This is a genomic window from Brevundimonas sp. UBA5713 (genome assembly GCF_002419815.1).
Taxonomy (GTDB): domain Bacteria; phylum Pseudomonadota; class Alphaproteobacteria; order Caulobacterales; family Caulobacteraceae; genus Brevundimonas.
Genome location: NZ_DIGV01000041.1, coordinates 48,230 through 68,985, shown reverse-complemented (window position 1 = coordinate 68,985; position 20,756 = coordinate 48,230). Strand labels below are relative to the sequence as shown.

At 61.6% G+C, this 20,756-nt stretch carries 21 protein-coding genes and 1 tRNA gene; 13 read left to right on the top strand and 9 right to left on the bottom strand.

The window, feature by feature from the left end; all coding sequences use genetic code 11:
- Nucleotide 1 precedes the first annotated feature (1 nt).
- The gene (gene hrpB, locus B3B04_RS09985) at nt 2–2,437 is read right to left on the bottom strand and encodes an ATP-dependent helicase HrpB (protein WP_292042656.1); all 2,436 of its coding nucleotides are present in this window, start codon (nt 2,435–2,437) and stop codon (nt 2–4) included.
- A gap of 146 nt (nt 2,438–2,583) precedes the next feature.
- On the opposite strand from hrpB, the gene B3B04_RS09980 reads away from it, so the two are divergent.
- From B3B04_RS09980 to glnA, 5 genes are all read left to right on the top strand, one after another.
- Entirely contained in the window at nt 2,584–4,080 is a 1,497-nt protein-coding gene (locus B3B04_RS09980) for an amino acid permease (protein WP_292042443.1), read from the top strand.
- Between the two features lie 225 nt (nt 4,081–4,305).
- The gene (locus B3B04_RS09975; RefSeq protein ID WP_292042442.1) at nt 4,306–4,515 is read left to right on the top strand and encodes a cold-shock protein; all 210 of its coding nucleotides are present in this window, start codon (nt 4,306–4,308) and stop codon (nt 4,513–4,515) included.
- A 145-nt stretch (nt 4,516–4,660) separates the two neighbouring features.
- Nucleotides 4,661–4,745: transfer RNA gene (locus B3B04_RS09970), tRNA-Leu, on the top strand.
- A gap of 287 nt (nt 4,746–5,032) precedes the next feature.
- Nucleotides 5,033–5,371, top strand: a complete 339-nt coding sequence (locus B3B04_RS09965) for a P-II family nitrogen regulator (protein WP_292042439.1) — start codon at nt 5,033–5,035, stop codon at nt 5,369–5,371.
- A 70-nt stretch (nt 5,372–5,441) separates the two neighbouring features.
- On the top strand, nt 5,442–6,851 hold the full coding sequence (glnA, locus tag B3B04_RS09960; RefSeq protein ID WP_292042436.1) for a type I glutamate--ammonia ligase: 1,410 nt from the start codon (nt 5,442–5,444) through the stop codon (nt 6,849–6,851).
- A 132-nt stretch (nt 6,852–6,983) separates the two neighbouring features.
- On the opposite strand, the gene tatC is transcribed toward glnA, so the two are convergent.
- Genes tatC through B3B04_RS09945 form a run of 3 tightly spaced genes read right to left on the bottom strand, consistent with a single transcriptional unit; the run spans nt 6,984 to nt 8,622 of the window.
- Complete coding sequence (gene tatC, locus B3B04_RS09955; RefSeq protein ID WP_292042433.1) at nt 6,984–7,880, bottom strand: twin-arginine translocase subunit TatC; 897 nt, start codon at nt 7,878–7,880, stop codon at nt 6,984–6,986.
- Nucleotides 7,877–8,395: a Sec-independent protein translocase protein TatB gene (tatB, locus tag B3B04_RS14610; RefSeq protein WP_313442872.1), complete on the bottom strand. Its 519-nt coding sequence runs from the start codon at nt 8,393–8,395 to the stop codon at nt 7,877–7,879. The genes tatC and tatB overlap by 4 nt, the downstream gene beginning before the upstream one ends.
- A 23-nt stretch (nt 8,396–8,418) precedes the next feature.
- Nucleotides 8,419–8,622: a twin-arginine translocase TatA/TatE family subunit gene (locus tag B3B04_RS09945; protein ID WP_292042430.1), complete on the bottom strand. Its 204-nt coding sequence runs from the start codon at nt 8,620–8,622 to the stop codon at nt 8,419–8,421.
- Nucleotides 8,623–8,731: 109 nt separating this feature from the next.
- Here B3B04_RS09945 and rnhA point away from each other — a divergent pair, with 109 nt between their 5' ends.
- A complete protein-coding gene (rnhA, locus tag B3B04_RS09940; protein WP_292042427.1) occupies nt 8,732–9,181 on the top strand; it encodes a ribonuclease HI in 450 nt (149 codons plus the stop codon).
- A gap of 17 nt (nt 9,182–9,198) precedes the next feature.
- Here the strand turns inward: rnhA and B3B04_RS09935 are convergent, their stop codons facing one another.
- The 3 genes from B3B04_RS09935 to B3B04_RS09925 all read right to left on the bottom strand — a co-directional run bounded on the left by B3B04_RS09935 (nt 9,199) and on the right by B3B04_RS09925 (nt 11,187).
- The gene (locus tag B3B04_RS09935; RefSeq protein ID WP_292042425.1) at nt 9,199–9,654 is read right to left on the bottom strand and encodes an NfeD family protein; all 456 of its coding nucleotides are present in this window, start codon (nt 9,652–9,654) and stop codon (nt 9,199–9,201) included.
- 19 nt (nt 9,655–9,673) lie between these two features.
- Nucleotides 9,674–10,699 (bottom strand): SPFH domain-containing protein, encoded by a 1,026-nt coding sequence (locus tag B3B04_RS09930; RefSeq protein WP_292042423.1) that lies wholly within the window; start codon nt 10,697–10,699, stop codon nt 9,674–9,676.
- A gap of 77 nt (nt 10,700–10,776) precedes the next feature.
- Nucleotides 10,777–11,187 carry an NUDIX hydrolase gene (locus B3B04_RS09925; RefSeq protein ID WP_292042420.1) on the bottom strand — a complete coding sequence of 137 codons (411 nt, stop codon included), beginning with the start codon at nt 11,185–11,187 and terminating at the stop codon, nt 10,777–10,779.
- 77 nt (nt 11,188–11,264) lie between these two features.
- On the opposite strand from B3B04_RS09925, the gene B3B04_RS09920 reads away from it, so the two are divergent.
- The 4 genes from B3B04_RS09920 (at nt 11,265) to B3B04_RS09905 (ending at nt 15,450) form a co-directional block, all read left to right on the top strand.
- Complete coding sequence (locus B3B04_RS09920; RefSeq protein WP_292042419.1) at nt 11,265–12,668, top strand: FAD-binding oxidoreductase; 1,404 nt, start codon at nt 11,265–11,267, stop codon at nt 12,666–12,668.
- A gap of 94 nt (nt 12,669–12,762) precedes the next feature.
- Nucleotides 12,763–13,536 carry a peroxide stress protein YaaA gene (gene yaaA / locus B3B04_RS09915; RefSeq protein ID WP_292042416.1) on the top strand — a complete coding sequence of 258 codons (774 nt, stop codon included), beginning with the start codon at nt 12,763–12,765 and terminating at the stop codon, nt 13,534–13,536.
- A gap of 64 nt (nt 13,537–13,600) precedes the next feature.
- Nucleotides 13,601–14,398 carry a 3-hydroxybutyrate dehydrogenase gene (locus B3B04_RS09910; protein WP_292042414.1) on the top strand — a complete coding sequence of 266 codons (798 nt, stop codon included), beginning with the start codon at nt 13,601–13,603 and terminating at the stop codon, nt 14,396–14,398.
- A 32-nt stretch (nt 14,399–14,430) separates the two neighbouring features.
- Nucleotides 14,431–15,450 carry a patatin-like phospholipase family protein gene (locus B3B04_RS09905; RefSeq protein ID WP_292042412.1) on the top strand — a complete coding sequence of 340 codons (1,020 nt, stop codon included), beginning with the start codon at nt 14,431–14,433 and terminating at the stop codon, nt 15,448–15,450.
- On the opposite strand, the gene B3B04_RS09900 is transcribed toward B3B04_RS09905, so the two are convergent.
- Nucleotides 15,447–16,337 (bottom strand): L-threonylcarbamoyladenylate synthase, encoded by an 891-nt coding sequence (locus B3B04_RS09900; protein ID WP_292042654.1) that lies wholly within the window; start codon nt 16,335–16,337, stop codon nt 15,447–15,449. The genes B3B04_RS09905 and B3B04_RS09900 overlap by 4 nt on opposite strands.
- A gap of 194 nt (nt 16,338–16,531) precedes the next feature.
- Between B3B04_RS09900 and B3B04_RS09895 the strand changes: the two genes are divergently transcribed.
- The 3 genes from B3B04_RS09895 (at nt 16,532) to B3B04_RS09885 (ending at nt 19,956) form a co-directional block, all read left to right on the top strand.
- Complete coding sequence (locus tag B3B04_RS09895; RefSeq protein ID WP_292042410.1) at nt 16,532–18,316, top strand: acyl-CoA dehydrogenase; 1,785 nt, start codon at nt 16,532–16,534, stop codon at nt 18,314–18,316.
- A gap of 63 nt (nt 18,317–18,379) precedes the next feature.
- Nucleotides 18,380–19,117: an energy transducer TonB gene (locus B3B04_RS09890; protein WP_292042408.1), complete on the top strand. Its 738-nt coding sequence runs from the start codon at nt 18,380–18,382 to the stop codon at nt 19,115–19,117.
- Nucleotides 19,118–19,179: 62 nt separating this feature from the next.
- Nucleotides 19,180–19,956, top strand: coding sequence for a hypothetical protein (locus tag B3B04_RS09885; RefSeq protein ID WP_292042406.1), 777 nt, complete (start codon nt 19,180–19,182; stop codon nt 19,954–19,956).
- On the opposite strand, the gene B3B04_RS09880 is transcribed toward B3B04_RS09885, so the two are convergent.
- Nucleotides 19,935–20,750, bottom strand: coding sequence for a S1 family peptidase (locus B3B04_RS09880; protein ID WP_292042405.1), 816 nt, complete (start codon nt 20,748–20,750; stop codon nt 19,935–19,937). The genes B3B04_RS09885 and B3B04_RS09880 overlap by 22 nt on opposite strands.
- Nucleotides 20,751–20,756 lie beyond the last annotated feature (6 nt).

The following is a 20,756-nucleotide window of genomic DNA, read 5'->3' as shown; positions in this document are numbered from 1 at the left end:
GTTATGTTCCGCGCGGCTTGACGCGATTGGTGGCCGCGGCGTTGGCAGGGTCTTCCGGCCAAGGATGACGCGGATAACGGCCGCGCATTTCAGCTCTAACCGCGTTCCAGGATCCCGCCCAGAACCCCGGGAGATCCTTGGTGACCTGAACCGGACGCCGCGCGGGTGACAGCAACGCCAAGGTCAATGGCGTGCGCCCGCCACCAACCGTGGGGTGGACTTTCAAGCCGAAGAGTTCCTGCACGCGGATATCGACGCGCGGCCCGCCTTCGGCAGCATAGTCGATGGCGGCAGAACCCAGAGGAACTTCCAGCCGCGCGGGTGCCAGCTGATCCAGCGCCCGCTGCTTGTCCCACGGCACAAGCGCGCGAAGACCATCCGCCAGATCACGATCAGACAGAGCCGACACCGCCGATACCTTATCCAGCAGCGGCCACAGCCATTCCTCGCGCCGCGCCAGCAGACCTTCGTCCGACACATCCGGCCAATCCGCCTCCAAACCATGCAGATAGGCCAAGCGTGCCCGAAAAGCCGAACTGGCCTCGCCCCAACGAAGATCGCCCAAGCCATCCTTTTCGATTTCGGTCTTCAGGGCCGCCGTCATGGCCTTCCGGTCGGGTGCGCCGATGACCTTTTCGTCCAGCACAATCGCGCCGATCTTGCGGATGCGCTTGATGACCGCCCGACCGGACGGCTCGCGGACCAGTCGCTCCTCAGTGTCGATACGGTGCGCCAGATCGCTCTCCAGCGTCGTCGCATCCAGACGCGCGGCCAGTCGGACCTTGTCGCGGCTGTCACCGCCGCCCAGTTCGGCAACGGCCAGCCATTTGTCCTGAGCCAGCGCCTCAGACGCATCGATCACCGCGCCACGACCGGACGCCAGCAGCAGCTCGCCACCTTTACCGCGCGACCGGGCGATGCGCTCTGGAAAGGCCTCGCACACCAGCAGCGCGACATCGACGCGTTCACCCCTGCCGCCCCCCGCTGCCTTGGCCCAGTGCTCGGCCAATTTTTGCGCGTCGCGGGCCCGCGGCGAACGGTCGCGCTCCATACCCTTCAGCCGCTCTTCAATATCGACGCTATTGCCGCCAAGGCCAGGTTCGCTCAGCACCGCCGCTACGCGCGCGCCGCCCATGGCATCCTCCAGATCGGACGCCGTCGCCACCATGTGCGCCAGACGCGGCGATAGCGGTATCCGCGCCAGCCTGCGCCCGTGCTCGGTCAGGTCACCGTTGTCATCCAAAGCCCCCAAACGCCCCAAGACCTTGCGTGCCTCGGACAGCGCCCCCGCAGGTGGCGGGTCCAGCAGCGCAAGTCCATCAACCGATTTCGCCCCCCATCGCGCCAGATCCAGCGCAAAGGCCGTCAGGTCGGCTTCCTGGATTTCAGGCTTTTGATGCGGAACCAGTCCACGCGTCTGCTCTTCGTCCCACAGGCGGTAACACACCCCCAGCTCCACGCGACCCGCACGGCCCCTGCGTTGTTCTGCCGAAGATTGTGACACCTTTACTGTAGCCAGACGGGTCAATCCGCTGGCCGGATCGAAGCGCGGCACGCGCGACAGGCCACCGTCGATGACCACGCGCACCCCCTCGATCGTCAAACTGGTTTCCGCTACCGAGGTCGCCAGCACCACCTTGCGGCGTCCCGCAGGTGCAGGCGAAATCGCCCTGTCCTGTTCGGCCTTGTCCAAGGCCCCATACAGGCCCACCACATCGACGTCGGCTCGTCGCATACGATCGTTCAGCCTTTGCAGCGTGCGGTGGATCTCGCCCTGCCCCGGCAGAAAGGCCAGCACGGAGCCGGTCTCTTCATCAAGTGCCTGAATAACGGCCCGCGCCATGGCCTCTTCAAAACGCTCGGCAGGATTACGGCCAAGATATCGGGTCTCGACCGGAAAGGCGCGGCCTTCTGTTTCGATGACACGAGCGCCGTCCAACAGACGAGACACCCCGGCCACGTCCAGCGTCGCCGACATTACGATGAGCCGCAGGTCTTCGCGTAATAGGGTCTGGCATTCACGCGCCAGCGCCAGGCCGAGATCGGCGTCGAGACTGCGCTCGTGGAACTCGTCAAACAGCACAGCCCCCACGCCCTCCAGCGCCGGATCATCCAACAGCATGCGCGTGAAGACGCCTTCGGTGACAACCTCGATACGGGTACGTGCGCTGATGCGGCTTTGCAGGCGGGTACGATAGCCCACCGTTTCACCCGCCGATTCGCCAAGTGTGGCGGCCATGCGCTCTGCGGCGGCGCGCGCGGCGATCCGGCGCGGCTCTAGAAGCATGATTTTCTGGTCGCCCAGCCAATCGCTTTTCAGCAGGTGCAAGGGCACCACAGTGGTCTTGCCCGCCCCCGGCGGTGCCGCCAGTACCAGCGTCGATTCGCCCGACAGAGCCGTGGCAATGGAATCCAAAACGGCATGGATTGGTAACATGTTGTCGCAGCCATCCCCGCCGCAGGTACACAAATCGGTCATTAATCGGCCTAGAAAACGTCTAGCGCGTTGCGCGATCCACAAAGCCTGTCTAGCGTCGCCCTCGAGCCGACTTCTGTCGGTACTGAATTTGCGAGGGGACTTCCATGTCTTGGCGGATTAAACCGCTGGACGCTATTATCGCGTCCGCAGAAAAGAAAGCGCTCACGCGCTCGCTGGGCGCTGTCCAGCTTACCCTACTCGGGGTGGGTGCCATTATCGGCACCGGTATCTTCGTGCTGACGTCCGAGGCCGCACAAAAGGCCGGACCTGGCATGATGTGGAGCTTCGTCATCGCCGCTGCGGTCTGTGCTGTAGCGGCGCTTTGCTATTCGGAGCTGGCCTCGATGGTGCCGGTTTCGGGCTCTGCCTACACCTACACCTATTCGGTGATGGGTGAGCTTCTGGCCTGGATCGTGGGCTGGGCGCTTATTCTCGAATACGCTGTTGCCGCCTCCGCCGTGTCGGTGGGCTGGTCCGGCTACTTTATCGGCTTGCTGAACAGTTGGGGGATATCGTTACCCCTTGCCATGACAGCCGGACCGTACGCCGGCGGCCTTGTGAACCTGCCCGCTGCGGCTATCGCACTGCTGATCACCGGCCTGCTGCTGATCGGCACCACGGAGTCGGCCCGCGTGAACGCCATTCTGGTGGCGATCAAGGTCACGGCCCTGACCGTGTTCATCGTGCTGACCCTGCCGGTCCTGAAGGGCGAAAACTTCACCCCGTTCATGCCGAACGGCTGGATGGGCGCAGGCCATGGTGCCGGTCTGGGCGTCGTCGGGGCCGCTGCCTCGATCTTCTTCGCCTATGTCGGCTTCGACGCCGTGTCGACCGCCGCCGAAGAGACCAAGGATCCGCAAAAGAACGTGCCGATCGGCCTGATCGGTTCGCTGCTGATCTGTACGGTCTTCTACATTCTGGTCGCCGCCGGTGCCATCGGCGCTCTGGGCGCCCAACCGGTTCTGGGCGTCAATGGTGAAGTGCTGCACGCCGGTACCTCGGCAATGGCAGCCCAGTGCCAGACGCTGGTCGCTGCGGGCACCGAGCCGCTGGTCTGCTCGAAGGAAGCACTGGCCCACGTTCTGCGCTCCATCGGACATGAGCGTGTTGGCGACATGATCGGCGTTGCGGCCTTCCTGGCTCTGCCGTCGGTTATCCTGATCATGCTCTTTGGTCAGACCCGCATCTTCTTCGTGATGGCGCGTGACGGCCTGCTGCCGGAGTTCCTGGCCAAGATCCACCCCAAGTGGAAGACCCCGCACATCGTGACCATGATCACCGGCGTGGCCGTGGCCTTCTTCGCGGCCTTCCTGCCGGTCGGCAAGCTGGCTGACATCTCGAACTCGGGCACCCTGTTCGCGTTCTTCATGGTGGCCCTGTCGGTCATGATCCTGCGCAAGCGCGATCCGCACCGCCACCGTCCGTTCAAGACCCCGCTCATCTGGGTCGTGGCCCCTCTGGCCATGTTCGGTACTCTGGGCCTGTACCTGAACCTGCCGACCGATGCGAAACTGGTCCTGCCGCTGTGGGCTGCGATCGGTCTGGCGGTCTACTTCCTCTACGGCTACCGTAAGAGCCACGTGGGCCGTGGTATCGAGTAATCGACACCATCCGAAGCAAGGGAAAAGCCCCGGAATTCTCCGGGGCTTTTTCTGTTTTTAAGTGCCCCGCCTTGCGAGGGGCGCATTATTCAGGCATTGTTTGCCTGTCGATATCTCTGCGTAACGCTCTATCTTCTCTGCGACGCATTGAGATTTTCCGTTTCCAAAGACCCGACTGGCCCGCGGCAATCTTTCCGTGGGCGAACGCTATAGGAGGTCATGGATATGGCTACTGGCACCGTAAAGTGGTTCAACTCGACCAAGGGCTTCGGCTTCATCGCACCTGACGCTGGTGGTTCGGACGTTTTCGTTCACATCAGCGCTGTTCACCAAGCCGGCATCAACGGCCTGGATGAAGGTCAAGCCATCAGCTACGAGTTGGAACAAGACCGTCGCTCGGGCAAGACTTCGGCTGTCCAGCTGAAGGTCGGCTAAGCGACCAAGCCCTCAAAGGCTTTCGAAAGCCCGCGCCGTTCACCGGCGCGGGCTTTTTTGATGTCCGTTGCCGCAGGCTTGCACCGTGTGCAGAGGTTTCCCTTGCGCGGCTTCAGAATCCCGCTAGAAGCCTCGAATACCTAATGCGGATGTGGCGGAACTGGTAGACGCACTGGATTTAGGTTCCAGCGCCGAGAGGCGTGGAGGTTCGATTCCTCTCATCCGCACCACCTTCCCTCGAAACTCGGCTTCCTGATACCGGCCGCGATTCTATCGCGATTGTGTTCTGCCTGCGCCTGGAACAGCCTTCGCCTCTCGCCAGCCGGGTTTTTTGCGTTGAATTCAGATACTTATTTCAACCAGAAAGCCCCACAGCGTGACATTTCTATCCATTGGGTGGGGATTTCCGATCACGGATGGCTTCTGAGGCAAGAAAAAGGCTTGCCTTATGGTGCAATGCAATGTGTCTTCGATAACCGAGCGTCGGGCCACAAGAGGACCCGCCTCGGGACCGCCAATGAAGAAGATCGAAGCCGTCATCAAGCCGTTCAAGCTCGATGAAGTCAAAGACGCCCTGCAGGACATCGGTGTCCAGGGCATGACCGTTTTGGAAGCCAAGGGATACGGCCGCCAGAAAGGTCATTCCGAACTCTACCGCGGTGCCGAGTACGTCATCGACTTCCTTCCCAAGATCAAACTTGAAGTCGTGGTATCGGACGATCTGGCGCCTGCCGTCATTGACGCCATTCAGACCGCTGCACGCACCGGCAAAATCGGCGACGGAAAAATCTTCGTGACGACCCTCGAAGACGTCATCCGTATCCGCACCGGCGAAACCGGAGCGCAAGCTATCTAACTGTCATTGGCCGTCCCATTCGGGGCGGCCTTCTTTGTTTCCTCCTCATAAGAACAGGACCTCGAGAAAAATGAGCGCCGCCCAAAAGATCCTGCAAGAGATCAAGGATAAGGAGATCGAGTACGTCGATCTGCGCTTCACCGACACCAAAGGTAAGCTGCAACACGTCACTTTCGACATCAGCCAGATCGACGAGGACTTCCTCGAAGAAGGCACGATGTTCGACGGTTCGTCGATCGCCGGCTGGAAGGCCATCAACGAGTCCGACATGCTGTTGAAGCCGGACCTGTCGACCGCCTATGTCGATCCCTTCTACCAACAACCGACCCTCTTCCTGTTCTGCGATGTGCTGAACCCGGACACGGCCGAGCCCTATAACCGCGACAGCCGTTCGATGGCCAAGAAGGCCCTCGCCTATGTGCAGTCGGCTGGTGTGGGTGACACCGTCTACTTCGGTCCGGAAGCCGAGTTCTTCGTGTTCGACGACGTGCGCTGGTCGACCGCCGCTCACAACACCGGCTACAGCTTCGACTCGACCGAACTGCCGGCCAACACCGGTGCCGAGTACGCCGAAGGCAATCTGGGCCACCGTCCGGGTGCCAAGGGCGGCTACTTCCCTGTTAATCCGGTGGACTCGGGTCAAGACCTGCGCGGCGAAATGCTGGCCGTCATGCGCGACCTCGGCCTCGATCCGGAAAAGCACCACCACGAAGTGGCTCCGGCTCAACACGAACTGGGCCTGAAGTTCAGCGACCTGCTGACCATGGCTGACCGTCTGCAACTGTATAAGTACGTGATCCACAACGTGGCCCACGCTTACGGCAAGACGGCCACCTTCATGGCCAAGCCGATGTTCGGCGATAACGGCTCGGGCATGCACGTCCACATGTCGATCTGGAAAGACGGCAAGCCGCAGTTCGCTGGCGACAAGTACGCCGGTCTGTCGCAAGAGTGTCTGTGGTACATCGGCGGCATCATCAAGCACGCCAAGGCCATCAACGCCTTCGCCAACTCGACCACCAACTCGTACAAGCGTCTGGTGCCGGGCTATGAGGCTCCGGTGAAGCTGGCCTACTCGGCCCGCAACCGTTCGGCCTCGATCCGTATTCCGCACGTCTCGTCGCCGAAGGCCAAGCGCATCGAAGCCCGCTTCCCGGACCCGATGGGCAACCCGTACCTGACCTTCGTGGCCCTGCTGATGGCTGGCCTGGACGGGATCGAAAACCGCATCGATCCGGGCGCGGCTGCCGACAAGAACCTGTACGATCTGCCGCCGGAAGAGCGCGGCTCGATCCCGGAAGTTGCCGGATCGCTGCGTGAAGCGTTGGAAGCCCTCGATGCCGACCGCGCCTTCCTCAAGAAGGGCGGCGTGATGGATGACGACTTCATCGACGCCTACATCGAACTGAAGCAAGTGGAAGTGGCTCGCCTGCAGCTGCATCCGCATCCGGTCGAGTTCGACATGTACTACAGCTGCTAATCCCTAGGGGATGACAGCGAAAGGCCCGGATGGTTCGCCATCCGGGCCTTTTTCGTGAGCATGAAACGGTCAGCAAAAAGGCCGCCGGAACGATCCGACGGCCTTTTCGATACAGCCTATGTGTGAGGCACCCTAAGCGGCGACTTCCTGTTCTGCGTCACGCTTCTTACGGCGCATTTCGATGACGCGAACGCACCAGATCGAAACCTCGTAGAGCAGCACCATAGGGATGGCGAGCATCAGCTGGCTGAGAGGATCAGGCGGCGTGACCACAGCCGCCACCACAACCACGGCCACGATGGCGTAGCGGCGCCCCTTGGCCATGGTCTCGGCAGAGATCAGGCCCGCCATACCGATCAGGGTCATCACCACCGGTAGCTGGAAACAGAAGCCAAAGGCCAAAATCAGCGCCATCACAAGGCTGAGATAGTCCGATACCTTCGGCAATAGTTCAGCGGTGACGCCCTCGCCCACAATGCCTTGGCTCAGCGAGAACCACATCACGAACGGCAGCATCACGTAATAGACCAGTGCCGCGCCCAGTACGAACAGGATCGGGGCCGCTACGAGGAACGGCAGGAAGGCCCCGCGTTCGTTGCGATAAAGGCCCGGAGCCACAAAACGATACAGCTGATAGGCGATCACGGGAAACGCGAGAAAAATCCCGCCCAGCGCGGCCAGCTTCATCTTGGTGAAGAGGATTTCCAGCGGCGCAGTGTAGATCAGCTTGACCTGTTCGGCATCCACATGCGGCAAGGCCTTTAGTCCGGCAGTACCGAGGATCAGATCAAAGGGCGACACCGCTCCGTGCCCGCCAGCCGTCCCCACCGACTGGAAAAAGGCGTACGACGCCACATAAGGCTGCACGAGGAACAGGTACAGCTGTGAGGCAAACGCGAAGCAGATGATGAAAGAGACGATGAACGCGGCCACGCACCACATCAGGCGCGAGCGAAGTTCAATCAGATGATCCATCAGGGGCGCGCGCGAGGCCTCGATCTCGGCTTCATCCCGATCCAGATTCGTCATTGAGCGTCCTTCTTGGTCGCTTCGGCCTCGGCAGCTTCGACCTGTGCGGCCTGCGCGTCCAGATCCGGCCACTCGTCAACGCCGGTCGGCACGATTTGCGGCTCGCTCACTGCTTTGGTCACAGGCTCTGCTTGGGCGACATCAGCGGCGACAGCAGTCGTGGCTGAAGCAGCAACCCCATCGCTGGCCTTTGGCTTATCGGCGGCGGCATCCAACGGCGATTCAAGTTCCTTGCGGATATCCTTGAACGCGTCGTCGGCATCTTTGCCAAGCGCATACATCCCCGAGTCCTTACGCAGGGCCTGAACTTCCTTGCGCAATTCCTCTAGTTCGGACTGGCGGGCCATTTCGTCAAAGCTGGCGCGAAACTCGTTGGCCATAGCGCGGGCCTTACCCACGAACTGACCCACCCGCCGCATCAGCAACGGCAAGTCTTTTGGCCCCACCACCAGCAGGGCCACGATTCCGATCACCAGGATTTCGAAACCGCCGATTCCGGGGCCTAAACCACCCATGCTTCAGCGTCTTTCAGAGAAGATCAGTGGGTTTTTTCGTCTTCGGTACGGCTGATGGTGCCGACCGTGTCGTTCTTCGGCTTGTCATCATCCTTCAGGCCGTCCTTGAAGGCCCGGATGCCCTTTGCGGCATCACCCATGATGCTGGACAGCTTGCCGCGACCACCGAACAAAACCAGGACCACGACGATCACGATCGCCCAGTGCCAAATACTCATAGCGCCCATCGGACCACCTCCTCAGCGGGGCGCGATCATCGCACCCACGAACAGTTTGTTGCCGCTCATATAGGCGTAGTGATGGCCCAGAGCCAAGTGACGCTGTAGTCATCTGACAATGAGTCTCACCGATCACGTCATCATTCACACCGACGGAGCCTGCAAAGGTAACCCGGGCCCGGGCGGCTGGGGGGCGATCCTGCAATCGCGCGGCCACGAAAAGGAACTGTGGGGTGGCGAAAACAACACCACCAATAACCGCATGGAGCTGATGGCCGCCATTTCAGCGCTCGAGGCCCTCAAGCGCCCGTGCCGCGTCGATCTGCATACCGACAGCAAATATGTGATGCAGGGCGTCACCGAGTGGATTCGCGGCTGGAAGGCGCGCGGCTGGAAAACCGCTGACAAGAAGCCGGTGAAAAACGAAGATCTGTGGCGGCGTCTGGACGACGCGCGCAACCGCCATGAAGTCAAATGGCACTGGGTCAAAGGTCACGCCGGACACGAGTTGAACGAGCGCGCCGATTCGCTGGCCAATCGCGGCGTGGATGATCTGAGGGGGCGCTAAGCCCCCTCCTCTACAGGTCAGCCCAGACGGACCTTCAGACGCGGTCCCGCTGCCGATTCGACGACCACGCTCTCGCCGATCAGAGGCGTGGCGTCATCGATTTCCGCAGGCCATTCCGCACCCGACACGAAGACGCGACCACGGCCATTGACGAAAGTCTCGACGACACGGGCCTTCTGGCCGACCAAGCGCAAGCGTACATCGTTGATGTCTGGCGTATCGTCAGGGTTTACCTTCTTGATGAAGCGCTTGGAAACCAGCGTCAGCACGACGGTAAACAGGGCAAACAGTCCCAGCTCGACCACGAAGCCCGTAGGGGCGATGGCGGAAATGACCGCCGTGATGCCTGCAGCCACGGCAGGCCACAGCAGCCACTCGGTCGAAAACATGGACTCGATGCCCAGCAGCACCAATCCCACTGCCAGCCACAGCCAGAACGGCTGGGCCGCGTACAGAGTCAGAAACCAGTCCACGGCCTAATACCCCTTCGCTTTATTCGGTCGTCGGCACGCCGGTGCCGCGCGGTCGGCGTGGAGTCGGCTGGGCGGGCGGCTGCGACGCCGAGGTGTAACGCGGCTGGGCGGGTGCAGCGCGCTGCGGTGTTTCCTGCTGTTGGGTGCGGGCCAAGCCAACCAGTTCGCCTACGCCTGCAATAGTGCCGACCAGCGCGCCCATCTCGGAAGGAACGATGACCGTCTTCTGCTGCGGGCTGCGGGCCAGCTCGGCGAAGGCCTCGACGTATTTCTGCGCCACGAAATAGTTGATGGCGTTCACATCACCGGCCGCAATAGCGTTCGATACCATTTCGGTGGCGCGCGCCTCGGCCTCGGCCTCGCGTTCGCGGGCTTCTGCGTCGCGGAAGGCGGCTTCCTTACGGCCTTCGGCTTCGAGGATGGCCGATTGCTTGGCCCCCTCGGCGCGGGCGATGGCGGCCTGTTTCTCGCCGTCAGCCTCGGTGATGACGGCGCGGCGTTCACGCTCGGCCTTCATCTGGCGGGCCATGGCGTTGGTGATGTCGACCGGCGGGGTAAGGTCCTTGATCTCGATACGCGCGACCTTCACACCCCACGGCTCGGTGGCCGCATCGATAACATGCAGTAGACGGGTGTTGATGCTGTCGCGCTGGCTCAGCACCTCGTCCAGCTCCATCGAGCCAACCACGGTACGCAGGTTGGTCATGCAAAGCTGGGCGATGGCGTGGGAAAGGTTGTCAACGCGATAGGCCGCTGCCGCCGCATTGATCACCTGAATAAAGACAATCCCGTCCACCTTCACCATGGCATTGTCCTTGGTGATGACTTCCTGCGTGGGCACGTCCAACACCTGCTCCATCATGTTCATGCGGCGACCGATGCGCTCGACGAACGGGGTCAGCAGGTGGATGCCGGGGTTCAGGGTCTTGGTGTAGCGGCCAAAGCGCTCCACGGTGAACTCTTGTCCCTGAGGCACGATCTTCACGACGCTGAACAGCAATATCAGCGCGAAGACGGCAAAGACGAAGACGAAAATCAAACCCATGGAGCCCTCCGCTATTGGAGAGAAACCCTAGCGTGAAATTTAACCTTTCGCCAACATATACGGTAACTTGACCGCACTTAACGAACAGCGGCATCTCTAAGATCAAAGGCCAACTGGATGATACGGCGGGTCTCCTGCCAATCGACACGCTGCAAGGCTTCCGCTTTGGACAGGAATACAGCCTCATCGGCATCGTCACCGGCCACGGCGTCACCAGTCAGCCATTCGGCCCAATAGTCGATCAGCACATAGTGTCGCCCTGCCTCCGGAAACACGCCGTCCACCACATCGACTAGCCCGCCAATGCGCGCCGTGATCGCTGTCTCTTCGGTCAGTTCGCGCAGGGCTGCTTCGACGGCTTTCTCGCCCGCTTCGATTCGGCCACCCGGCAGGCTCCATTCGCCCTTTCGCGGCGGTTGGCCCCTGCGGATCAGCAGCACCTCGTCGCCTTTCAGGCACACCACACCGACCGCGGGGACTGGAGTCATGAAATTTTCGCCAAAAGCAGAATGAAGAGCATGGGTTTGCGCTTCCACCACGTCGCGGCTTTTGCCACAAGGACGTTATGATCCTCCCTACGCCTGCCGCACTGGCCGAACTCAAGGCCGCCCTGCCCCACGCCATTACCGAAGATGCCCATGAGATGGCACCCTGGTTGACCGAATGGCGCGGTCGCTGGACCGGTCATACGCCCATTCTGATCCAGCCGCGCACGCCGCAAGAGGTGCAGACGGCGGTCGAGATCTGTGGTCGTCACGGCGTGGCCATTGTGACCCAGGGCGGGGGCACCGGACTGGTCGGCGGGCAAATCCCGTTTGGCGAGGTTCTGCTGTCCACGCGCAAGCTGCGCGAGGTGCGCGATGTGACCCCTCTGGACGACGCCATGACCGTTGAGGCCGGCGTCACCCTGCTGGAGGCGCAGGAAATCGCCAAGGCCAATGGTCGTTTCTTCCCCCTGTCGCTGGCCGCCGAAGGCTCGGCCACGATTGGCGGGGTCATCTCGACCAATGCGGGCGGCACGCAGGTGCTGCGCTATGGCATGATGCGCGATCTGGTGCTCGGCCTCGAAGCGGTCATGCCCGATGGCCAGATGTTCAACGGGCTAAAGCGCCTGCGCAAAGACAACACCGGCTATGACCTGAAACAGCTGCTGATCGGGGCCGAAGGCACGCTGGGCGTTATCACGGCGGCGACGCTGAAACTGTATCCGATCATGCGTTCGCGCTGCGTGGCCTTTGTGGGTCTGGAGAGCGCAGCCGCGTCCATCGAACTGCTGGCCCGCGCCAAGGATGAAACCGGTGGCGGTGTCGAAGCTTTCGAGTTGATGAAGCGTCTGGGCATGGAACTGGTGCTCAAGAACGTCCCTGACACGCGCGAGCCGCTGGAAAGCCAGCCGGATTGGTATGTGCTGATCGAGATTACCAGCGGCACCGTCGGCGGGGCCGAGGCCCAGATGGAACGCCTGTTGGAGGTCGCCTTCGAAGAAGGCCTGATCACCGATGCTGCCATCGCCCAGAACGACAGCCAGCGCGCCCAATTCTGGCGTATGCGTGAAGAACATTCGGCGGCCCTTAAGCCCGAGGGCGGCGGCTGGAAGCACGATGTCTCGGTGCCGATCAGCCGCATTGCCGAGTTCATCGACGAAGCCACCGCCGCGGTCCAGCAATTCCATCCCGGCTGCCGCGTGTCGTGTTTCGGGCACATTGGCGATGGCAATCTGCATTATGACATCATTCCGGGCGTCGGCGAGGACATCCCGGCCTTCATCGCGCGCTGGAAAGAAGGCTCCCAGATCGTTCACGATGTGGTGGACCGGTACAACGGCTCCATCTCGGCAGAACACGGTTTGGGCCGTCTGAAATCGGAAGAAGTGAAGCGCTACAAATCGCCGCTGGAAGTGCAGATGATGAGCGCCGTGCGTCAGGCTATCGATCCGAAACGCATCATGAATCCGTCGATCTTTTTCTGATCTGCAAAAGGCCGGAAATAAACAATCCATCAAGGTGACGGTTTAAACTGTCACCTATCATCCCTATGTGGTCGCGCGACCAAGGGAGCATGCTTTGCTGATAGTAATTTCACCGGCCAAGAAGCTGGATTTCACGCCACCGTCCATCGATCTGCCCAAGACCCCGCGCCGCTGCGCCAAGGAAACGGCAGAACTGGAAAAGGTGACGCGTCAACTCAGCCGCGCCGACTTGCGTCGCCTGATGTCGATCTCCGAGCCACTGGCCGATCTGAACTACAACCGCTTCCAGGCCTTCGACAACGATGCCGAGGAAGGCACGCTTCAGGCCGTATTCGCTTTTGCGGGCGATGTTTATGAAGGCCTGAAGGCCCGGGAAATGTCCGAGACCGATCTGATGTGGGCTCAGGATCACCTGCGTATCTTGTCGGGCTTCTACGGTCTGCTGCGTCCGCTGGACGGCATGCTGCCCTATCGTCTGGAAATGGGCACCAAGCTCAAGACCCCGCGCGGCAACACATTGTATGACTTTTGGGGCGAGCGTATCTCCGAGCGCCTGAACGAAGACGCGCAGGGCCACACCGAGCAAACCCTGATCAATTTGGCCAGTCAGGAATACTTTGGCGCGGTGGACGCCCGTGCGCTGAAGCTCAATGTCGTGACCCCGCATTTCAAAGAGCGCAAAGACGGTGTGGACCGCATTATCAGTTTCCACGCCAAAAAAGCGCGCGGTGCCATGACCCGCTACATCATCGAAAACCGTCTGGAAAAGGCTGAAGATATCAAAATCTTCGACCTTGACGGTTATCGTTTTGACGCAGCAGGTTCAACGGAATTTGACTGGATATTCATCAGAGAAGGAAATTCCTGATGCGTTGATGGCGAACCAAGGCTAGTTTCCCGAAAACACCAAATTACAGGGTTGGAGACCGCATATGTTCGCCATGAACGATCTGAAGGGCCAAGTCGCCATTGTCACCGGCTCGACCTCCGGTATTGGCCTCGCCCTCGCCTCCGCAGCAGCGGAATGCGGCGCAGCGGTGGTGCTGAACGGACTGGGAGACGCCGACGCTATCGAAAAGACCCGCGCTGATCTGGAGGCCCGCACCGGATCGCGCGTGCTGTACCACGGTGCAGACATGACCAAGCCGGACGAAATCGCCGACATGGTCGCCTATGCTCAAAAAGAACTGGGCCGCCTCGATATCCTCGTCAACAATGCGGGCATCCAGCACGTCGAGGCGGTTGAAAACTTCCCGAACGACGCGTGGGAACGGATCGTCTCGATCAATCTGTCTTCGGCCTTCTACGCCACCAAGGCCGCCATTCCGGTCATGAAGGCTCAGGGCCGTGGGCGCATTATCAATCTTGCCTCGGCGCACGGTCTGGTCGCCAGCCCGTTCAAGTCGGCTTATGTGGCGGCCAAGCATGGCGTGATCGGCTTTACCAAAACCGTCGCCCTGGAAGTCGCCCAGCAAGGCATCACCTGTAACGCCATCTGTCCTGGCTTCGTCGAAACCCCGCTGGTTCAGTCCCAGATCGCCGAGCAGGCCCGCACTCGCGGCATGACCGAAGACGATGTGATGAAGAACGTCATCCTCGGCTCTCAGCCCACCAAGAAGTTCGTGACCACGGAACAGTTGGCGGGCATCTTCCTTTATCTGGTCTCCGACCTCGGCGCATCGGCCAACGGATCTTCCTATTCCGTCGATGGAGGTTGGACCGCCCAGTAAGCGTCCCTACCCCACCACAGGAAGGCCTGCCGATGTCGAAACGCTTACCTCTGTGTCTTGCCCTGCAAGGCGGCGGATCGCACGGAGCCTTCCAATGGGGTGTGCTGGATCGGTTGTTCGAGGATGACAGGATCAAGGTCACGGCGGTGACCGCCGCCTCGGCCGGCGCGATGAACGCGGCGGCTCTTGTCACCGGTCTGGAAAAAGACGGCAATGCCGGTGCCCGCGTCGCGCTGGATCACCTCTGGCAAGAGGTCAATCGCTCCGGCGGTCGCAATGTTTTCGGCACCAGTGGCCAATGGCTGCAAAGTCTGACGAAACAATGGGTCGGCGAAAATCCCCTTTGGCAGGCGGGTCAAACACTGGCCATGTCAATGAGCCCCTATGCCTTCAATCCTTTCAACCTGAACCCCCTGAAGCGTGTCGTCGAAACGGTGGTGGACTTCGAGGCCGTACGCGCCTCCAAAATCCGCATGCATGTGTCCGCCACTGCCGTCCGCAGCGGTAAATCGCAGATCTTCGACACGGCCGAGATCACGCCCGAAGTCCTGATGGCCAGCGCCTGTCTGCCCCACATGTTCCAGGCCGTGCGCATTGACGATGAAGACTATTGGGACGGCGGCTATCTGGCCAATCCCGCACTCTATCCTCTGTTCGAAGACAAACAGCCCCACGACATTCTTCTACTGCCGCTGAACCCATTCAGGCGCGATGACACGCCCGAACAATCGGCAGACATCATGGACCGGTTGAACGAGATTTTGTTCAACGCTCCGCTGGTGGCAGAGCTGCGCTCCATCGCCTTTGTCCACAAATTGCTTGAAGAAGGCCGGCTTGAACGCGGCGGCGGCTGGGGCGAGATCAGACTTCACGCCATTCCGGCGGACGAATGGCTGGGCGATCTGTCCTTGGCGTCCAAAATGGACACCGAATGGCATTTCCTAACGACATTGAAGTCGGCTGGCCGTGAGGCTGCCGATAGGTGGCTGACCGACTGTTTCGCGCAAGTCGGCAAGGCCACCACAATAGATCTACAGGCCGAGTTTCTTTAGCCGACGAAACCGGCCGCGCGGCGTAGCCGGTCATTGATCGCCTCGCCCAGTCCATGGGTCGGAATCGGCGAGACCCAGATTGCTGATGGACGGGTACGGTCCGCCTCTCGCAGCAGGCGGAACAGATTGGCTGCCGCTTCGCGCAAATCGCCCTTGGGGCTCAGGCTCCAGCGCGGATCACCCACGCCCTCGCCGAATCCCAGAAGGATGCCATCCGTCGGTGCCTCGGTTGCATTAATGGTCACTGGCGCATCCGGCGCATAATGGAGCGCCAGACGGCCGGGCGAACGGTGCCCTTGATCGCTTTCGTGCAGTGGGCCGACAACGGCTTCCAGATCCTCACGCGTTACACTGCCCGGACGCAGCAAGGATACCTTGCCGTCCAGCACAGACACCACCGTACTCTCCACGCCCACGGCACAGCGCCCACCATCCACCGCCGCCCCTGCGGATGCGCCTGTTTCTTCCACGGCATCCGCGAACGTGGTCGGGCTGGGTCGGCCCGAACGATTGGCCGACGGTGCGACCACCGGACCACCAAAGGCCGATATCACAGCACGCGCCTTGGCATGGCCGGGCACGCGGATCGCCACACTGTCCAGTCCGGCGCGGGCCAGATCGCATACCCTGTCACGGGCGCGGACGGGAGCCACGATGGTCATCGGTCCCGGCCAAAAGGCTTCGGCCAAGGCGCGGGCCTGAGAATCAAACACGGCGATGCTCTCGGCCTCGATTGCATCGGCCACATGCGCAATCAGCGGATTGAAGCGCGGACGGCCCTTGGCTTCGAAAATCCGCGCGACAGCCTCGGGATTGGAGGCGTCAGCGGCCAGACCATAGACCGTTTCAGTGGGCATGATGACCAGTTGGCCGGCCCGAAGGGCCATAGCCGCCGCTTCCGGGCTCGCACTGGTCAACGTAGTATCCGACATCGAACTCGTCTCTCAAGCCGCAGGTGGACGGCGCACTTGGTGGCTTATTATCACCTATTAAGTGCGGGAATTTTCGACGAAAGTCCAAGTCCTCTTGCGAAACGGACCTAGAAGTTCGACACAACGGCTATCTAGATTGAGGATATCCGATGACCTATCGCGCTCCCGTCCGTGACATCGCGTTCGCCCTGAATGCCGTTGCGGGCATTGAAGACGTTGCTGCCACCGGCGTATTCCCGGACTATGATCCCGATGTGGCCGCTGCCGTGCTGGAAGCCGCTGGCCAGTTTTCGGAAGAGGTTCTGGCCCCGCTGAACCGTCCGGGCGATCTTCAAGGTGCCAAATACGCCAACGGTGCCGTCACCGCTGCGCCGGGCTTTGCCGATGCCTACAAGCAGTTTGCCGAAGGCGGCTGGACTTCGCTGACCGCGTCTGCCGAAGCGGGTGGTCAAGCCCTGCCGAAGGCTCTGGAACTGGCGGCCTATGAAACCGTGCACGCCGCCAATATGGCCTTCGGCCTGTGCCCGATGCTGTCGCTGGCCGCTATCGAGGCGCTGGAAGAAGTCGGCACGGACTATCAGAAGCAGGCCTATCTGCCGAAGCTGGTGTCTGGCGAGTGGACCGGAGCCATGGTGCTGACCGAGCCGGGCGCTGGCTCGGACCTTGGTGCCCTGACGGCGACCGCCACCCCGACCGAAGATGGCAAATACCTGCTGAACGGCCAGAAGATTTTCATCACCTGGGGCGACCACGACGCCACGGACAACATTGTCCACCTCGTGCTGGCCCGCCTGCCGGGCGCTCCGGCAGGTCCGAAGGGTATTTCGCTGTTCCTCGCGTCCAAGTTCGAGGTCAAGGAAGACGGCTCGCTGGGCGAGCGCAACAGCTTCCGTCCGGTCGGCATCGAGCACAAGCTGGGCATCCACGCCTCGCCGACCTGCGTCATGCAGTATGAAGACGCCGTCGCCGAGCTGGTAGGCCGTCCCAACGAGGGTCTGGCCCATATGTTCGTGATGATGAACGCCGCCCGTCTGGCCGTCGGCGTCGAAGGCGTCGGCATCGCCGAGCGCGCCTATCAGCACGCCCTCGCCTACGCACTGGAACGCCGTCAGGGCACCAGTGTCTGGACCGGCGAGCGTGGCGCACCGATCTTCGATCACCCCGATGTTCGCCGCACCCTCGGCGTCATGAAGGCCAAGACGGCAGCGGCCCGCGCCATCTGCCTGTCCACCGGCGTTGCCGCCGATCTGGCCCGCCATGCCGCCACCGAAGAAGAGCGCAAAATCTGGAAGGGTCGTGAAGACCTGTTCACCCCGATCGCCAAGGCATGGTCCACCGACGTCGGCTGTGAAGTCGCCTCGCTGGGCGTGCAGGTGCACGGCGGCATGGGCTTCATCGAGGAAACGGGCGCAGCCCAGTATTACCGCGACGCCCGCATCACCCCGATCTACGAAGGCACCAACGGCATTCAGGCCATGGACCTGGTGGGCCGCAAGCTGTCGATGGACAACGGTGAATCGGCCAAGCGCCTGATCGAAGAGATGAAGGCCACGCTGAACCAGCTGTCTTCCATCTATTCGGGCAAGCCGATCGAGCGCTTCGCCACCGCCATTGAATCGGTCGAGGACGCCACCCTGTGGCTGCTGGACGCCAAGGCCGACAAGGCCCGCGCCGCCGACGTGCTGGCCGGTGCCGATGCCTATCTGAAGCTGATGGGCGATGTGGTCGGCGGCTGGATGCTGGCCAAGGGCGCGCTGGCCGCCAAGGCCAAACTGGATGCCAACGACGGCGACGCCGCATGGCTGCAAGGCAAGCTGGACCTGTACGAAGTCTACGCCGCCAACGTTCTGGGCCACGTGTCCAGCCGTCTGGCTGCAGTGGGCCAAGGTGGCGAGCTGCTGAATAAGCTGACGGTGGAAGCTCTCGCAGGCTAATCCTGCAGCTTCGCTTGTAAATGACAGCGCCTCCGGCATCTTCAGTGCCGGAGGCGTTTTCATATGTCCTTATGGCTGACACTCACCACGCTTGCGGCCCTTGGTGCGCAAGAGCCCACGCTGGAGTGGCTGGAGCGTCCGGTCCCGCAACCGGATGATTATCCTGCCATCGCCCGTGATTTGCGCATTGATGGCTATGCGGAAGTCTTCTGTCAGGCCAACGCCCAAGGCATCCCGATAAACTGTCGTGCCGGCACCGCGCGTCCAGCCCATATGGGCTTTGAAAACGCTGCCGTGCGCTTGGTTCAAAGGGCGCGTTTGAACATCGATGCAACAGAAGCACCTCGGGACTTCAGCATCAAAGTGCCTTTTGCCTCGCGAACGGCTTCGGAAATTTCCCACTACGACGGACCAGCGCCAAACGAGGCTCAATTGGCGGCGGGTCAACAACGCGCCACGGCCATGATGCGCAACACTCGCGCCCTTAAATTCCGCATCGCCACAGCGTGGAACGTGGATCGGATGCCGGACGACATGCGACAGAACGTAATGGGTTGGTTGGACGAACTGGCGCCGCCTTTAGCGCAGGAGCGACAGTCTGTGGCGATGGGCGCGGCGCGTGTGCTGGCCATCCGTGGCCTGCAACAGTTTCCGGCGACACAGCCCACCGATTGGGAAACATGGCGGCGGGACATTCCGCGCTTTCAGCCCCTCAAGGCCGAGCCCGTGCTGGCGGAACTGCGACAGCGTTACTGTGCCGCCTACGACTGCACATCCGGTGAGACACCGGACACCCCCTGAGGCATGAACCTCTCGACGAACGCCCGCCTGCGTGGGAGGAAGGCCGTTCAAGGGGTGTGAGAATGGCTTTGTTCACGGGTTTTATGTTGGCCGGGGCTTTGGCCGGAGCCTCTGTCGGTGACGCGCAGGAACGGACCGAACCCGTAGAGAAGGCTTCTGTCGTGGTCACCAACCCGTCATGGAAGACGCCGCCCGCGCCGACCGACACAGACTTTCCACTTCTGGCCTATCATCTGAACATCGACGCCATCGTCCGTGTTGAATGCGAGATCAGCGTTGACAGCGTACCTGACTGCAAGCCGGACGCTGCCTCAGTCGAGGGCCTCGGCTTTGAACAGGCGGCTGTGGCCATTGTCGAACGCGGTCGGATGAACCCGCGCACCGTGAACCGCCAGCCCGTCACGACCAAGATCGCCGTCAATCTGCCGTTTGTGTCCGAACAGGAACCCCCGCTTGACGCCATATGGGACGGGCCAGAGCCGACGCCTGCCAACCTGCTGTCCGGACTGGTCGCCGCCCAGTCCCTGTCGCCCAGCGCCGGAACACGCAGCCAGATCGACTGGGGCCTTCACCAGATCGCACCGGAACGGGCCGAAGTCATTCAGGGCTGGATTTCGGAAATGTACATTGGCCGTACGCACATCAGCCTGCTTAGCCGCGCCATCGCCATGACATTGGCCAAGCGCGGTGTTCGGACCATGCCAACTAACAACCCACCGGACTGGGCCGACTGGGTGCGCGATATGGATAGGGCTTTGAGCAGCCTCTATTCCCAAGATGCCAACTTCGGCCCTCTGCGAGCGAGGTACTGTGCGCGCTATGGCTGCGGCGAAGACTGAACCGTCGCGTCCAGCAGTTCGATAGTTTCGCGCACGTATTGGGCATGGGCCACGACGCCCAACTCAATACCCTCGCCATTGCCGACCACTTCCTTGATCAGGATGCCCGCGATGAAGGGATTGTTTGGCACCGGAACGCCCGGTCTGCGAGTCGCCGCAGGCACCCAGAACACCGGCCCGCCCGAGTTACCGGACGAGACGTTGAAATCCAGCAGGAAGGTCGGGAAATGCTGGATGGGCGTCAGCGGCCATGAGCTGATCCGGCCCGAGCGCAAAATCGGAAAGCCTGCGCGGTTCGACGACAGCCCGTGCGGGTAGCCCAGCGCGAACAACTCATCCCCCGGCCCCATTCGCCAACGATCCAGCGTGTCTGTATCCGCCAGCCAGCCGACAGGAATGGCCGCGCGGGCAAAGGCCTCCGGTACCGTCACCTCCATCACCGCCACATCCTGTTCAGGGTGCTGGGTCCAGACCGGTGTGCCGTCCTCGGTGCGGATAGTCAGATCGGACGGCGTATAGCGCCAGTTGCCATCAGCCTCCGCAGTGCGCCATCCAATCCGCGCCACCGTATTGGGCATGACACGAAAAACGTGCTGCGCCGTCACCAGCAGAATTCGCGGCGTACCATCGGGGCGCGGCGCGTTCAGCAGAAAACCGGTGCCTACCTTGCGGCGGCCCTCGCCGATGTTCTGGTCCAGTTGCACCGTGGCGTTGATCAGCCCCAGCGTCATATCCCATTCGGGCACGGGCAGAGGCGCAACGGGCGGTTCGGGAGGTAAGGCGTCGATGACCATGGGATG